General features: G+C 60.3%; 2 protein-coding genes. Both read right to left on the bottom strand.

Annotated elements, in window-relative coordinates:
- Positions 1 to 246: 246 nt before the first annotated feature.
- Positions 247 to 1,620 (bottom strand): ISNCY family transposase, encoded by a 1,374-nt coding sequence (locus tag LQK81_RS26150; RefSeq protein WP_230809318.1) that lies wholly within the window; start codon positions 1,618 to 1,620, stop codon positions 247 to 249.
- Positions 1,621 to 1,882: 262 nt separating this feature from the next.
- Entirely contained in the window at positions 1,883 to 3,256 is a 1,374-nt protein-coding gene (locus LQK81_RS26145) for an ISNCY family transposase (RefSeq protein WP_230809318.1), read from the bottom strand.
- Positions 3,257 to 3,357: the final 101 nt, after the last annotated feature.

Below are 3,357 nucleotides of genomic sequence, written 5' to 3'. Positions count from 1 at the left end.
CGGCGAGGGGCGATCGCGTATGGAAATCATTGGCATGTCGCACGTCAAACTTGCGCCCACCCGGTAACGCAAGATGTGGCGGCCATGTTGAAATGTCCGTAGTTGTGCAAAGTCGAAATGTCACTTTGATCTGCGGCACGGCATGCCGACCAGCCCCGATCTGACCGGCTGGTCTGGGTTGCAAGGTGAGATCGGGGCGGGTGAGGGGCGGTCATCGGCTTTAGCTTTGACAGCCCGACCAGCGGATCATTCAGCGGCATCAAGGTTGGAGAGCGCTTGCCGCCGTCGAGCGATGATCGCCGGATCGTTCATGAAATCCGTCCGCTTGCCGGGCTTGCGACCCCGCGGCGTGTAGCCATTCTTCTCGCTGTTGGTCTTGACCTTCGGCGACGGCAACTGATCCTGCCGCTCCTTGATATAGGCCAACACATCGGAAAGCCGCTTGTTCTCGGTGATCGCCGCATGCGTCACCCGCTGGTCCTTGTCGAACGTCTTATAGGGCAAGGAATGTCCCTTCCAGCGCACATCGAGCCGGCCGTCGGCATAGGCGTAGGTCTCGACATAGCGCCCGACCAGTCCGCGCGTCACCTCGGTCTCCTCGAGCATGATGCGCTGGCGCTCGTAGGAGAACGTCAGTTGGGCTCCGACGTAACGCTGCTCACGTTTGCACAGGACGTCGCGCAGCCGATCCGGGGCAAGATTCAGCGGCCGATGCAGATCATCAGATCGGGCAGGGGCAATGGCAAACTGGCGGTTATAGCGTTCCATGAACCGAGGCAGGAAAGCGTTGCCGTCATCCATGCCGCAGATGCCCGCCAAGCGCAGTTCCTTGACCAACCGGTCCTGCAGCGTCCGGTTCATCCGCTCGACACGACCCTTGGCCTGGCTCGAGTTTGCGCAAAGAATCTCGATGTTTAGCTCGCAAAGCGCCCGTCCGAACTGGGTCATGCCCTGACCGCCCTTGGCATCCTTCTTCGCCACCCGGAACACCGAATGCTTGTCGGAATAGAAGGCGACCGGAGCACCATGCGCCTTCAGATAGAGTTCCAGCGCCTCGAAATAGCTGAACGCACTTTCCGAGCGCACGAAGCGCAACTGCATCAACTTGCCCGTCGCGTCATCGACAAACACCAGCAGTGAACATGGCTCACAACGATCCTCAAACCAGCGATGTTCCGACCCGTCGATCTGCACCAGTTCGCCATAGGCCTCGCGCCGCAACCGGGGCTGATGAAACGTCCGGCGCTGCTTGCGCGACAGCCAAAGTCCGGCATCCGCCATCCATTGGCGCAGCGTCTCGCGCGACACCTGCAATCCATCGCGCTCAGCCAGCTTCTCTGCCGCCAGGGTCGGCCCGAAGTCTGCATAGCGTTCACGAACGAGCGTCACCGCGTAATCGCGAACCCCGTCGCTGATCCGGTTGTTCGATGGTCGCCCAATCGCCTTGTGCCGGATCGAAACCGCGCCGCCAACCCGTATCCGCTCCAGCAGCCGACGCACCTGGCGCGTGCTCAGCTCAAGCGCATGCGCCGCCGAAACCAACGTCAGACGGCCGACGATCACTTTCGACAAAACCTCGATCCGCTGCAGATCGCGCTCACTCATCGCAATCAATCCCATCCGCAATCTCCCAGACGTCATTCAGACCCGGGGAGTGTGACATTCCAACTTTGCAGAAACAGGACATTCTAACTTTGCGGCTACACAAGATGTGGCGGCCATGTTGAAATGTCCGTAGTTGTGCAAAGTCGAAATGTCACTTTGATCTGCGGCACGGCATGCCGACCAGCCCCGATCTGACCGGCTGGTCTGGGTTGCAAGGTGAGATCGGGGCGGGTGAGGGGCGGTCATCGGCTTTAGCTTTGACAGCCCGACCAGCGGATCATTCAGCGGCATCAAGGTTGGAGAGCGCTTGCCGCCGTCGAGCGATGATCGCCGGATCGTTCATGAAATCCGTCCGCTTGCCGGGCTTGCGACCCCGCGGCGTGTAGCCATTCTTCTCGCTGTTGGTCTTGACCTTCGGCGACGGCAACTGATCCTGCCGCTCCTTGATATAGGCCAACACATCGGAAAGCCGCTTGTTCTCGGTGATCGCCGCATGCGTCACCCGCTGGTCCTTGTCGAACGTCTTATAGGGCAAGGAATGTCCCTTCCAGCGCACATCGAGCCGGCCGTCGGCATAGGCGTAGGTCTCGACATAGCGCCCGACCAGTCCGCGCGTCACCTCGGTCTCCTCGAGCATGATGCGCTGGCGCTCGTAGGAGAACGTCAGTTGGGCTCCGACGTAACGCTGCTCACGTTTGCACAGGACGTCGCGCAGCCGATCCGGGGCAAGATTCAGCGGCCGATGCAGATCATCAGATCGGGCAGGGGCAATGGCAAACTGGCGGTTATAGCGTTCCATGAACCGAGGCAGGAAAGCGTTGCCGTCATCCATGCCGCAGATGCCCGCCAAGCGCAGTTCCTTGACCAACCGGTCCTGCAGCGTCCGGTTCATCCGCTCGACACGACCCTTGGCCTGGCTCGAGTTTGCGCAAAGAATCTCGATGTTTAGCTCGCAAAGCGCCCGTCCGAACTGGGTCATGCCCTGACCGCCCTTGGCATCCTTCTTCGCCACCCGGAACACCGAATGCTTGTCGGAATAGAAGGCGACCGGAGCACCATGCGCCTTCAGATAGAGTTCCAGCGCCTCGAAATAGCTGAACGCACTTTCCGAGCGCACGAAGCGCAACTGCATCAACTTGCCCGTCGCGTCATCGACAAACACCAGCAGTGAACATGGCTCACAACGATCCTCAAACCAGCGATGTTCCGACCCGTCGATCTGCACCAGTTCGCCATAGGCCTCGCGCCGCAACCGGGGCTGATGAAACGTCCGGCGCTGCTTGCGCGACAGCCAAAGTCCGGCATCCGCCATCCATTGGCGCAGCGTCTCGCGCGACACCTGCAATCCATCGCGCTCAGCCAGCTTCTCTGCCGCCAGGGTCGGCCCGAAGTCTGCATAGCGTTCACGAACGAGCGTCACCGCGTAATCGCGAACCCCGTCGCTGATCCGGTTGTTCGATGGTCGCCCAATCGCCTTGTGCCGGATCGAAACCGCGCCGCCAACCCGTATCCGCTCCAGCAGCCGACGCACCTGGCGCGTGCTCAGCTCAAGCGCATGCGCCGCCGAAACCAACGTCAGACGGCCGACGATCACTTTCGACAAAACCTCGATCCGCTGCAGATCGCGCTCACTCATCGCAATCAATCCCATCCGCAATCTCCCAGACGTCATTCAGACCCGGGGAGTGTGACATTCCAACTTTGCAGAAACAGGACATTCTAACTTTGCGGCTACACAAGAAGATCACATAA

Origin of the sequence: Rhizobium sp. GN54, assembly GCF_021026345.1 — a bacterium.
Lineage (GTDB): Bacteria > Pseudomonadota > Alphaproteobacteria > Rhizobiales > Rhizobiaceae > Mycoplana.
The sequence above is the reverse complement of the archived record's forward strand: the minus strand, read 5'-3'. Positions and strand labels throughout refer to the sequence as shown.